The following is a 253-nucleotide window of genomic DNA, read 5'->3' on the forward strand; positions in this document are numbered from 1 at the left end:
CTGCAACCGTAACTTTTGCAGAGACTAGAACTGACGGTGCTTGTGCCGGAAGCTATACATTGACAAGAAAATGGACTGCTACTGACCTATGCGGTAATACTGCCGAGCATACTCAAGTGGTGAACGTGACCGATACTCAGGCTCCTGCGTTCGAAGGAACACTGCCTGCTGCCGAACTGGCTGCGTCTTGCGACAACATTCCGGCTGCGGCTACGCTTACTGCAACTGATGCTTGTGGAACTGCAACCGTAAC

Annotated in this window: 1 protein-coding gene; it reads left to right on the forward strand. The window is 52.2% G+C overall.

From position 1 onward, the window contains the following. Nucleotides 1-253 (forward strand): hypothetical protein (locus FJA49_RS18250; RefSeq protein WP_158629417.1); only part of this gene is annotated, 253 nt, incomplete at both ends.

The organism is Flavobacterium microcysteis (assembly GCF_006385255.1).
In the GTDB taxonomy this organism is placed as follows: domain Bacteria; phylum Bacteroidota; class Bacteroidia; order Flavobacteriales; family Flavobacteriaceae; genus Flavobacterium; species Flavobacterium microcysteis.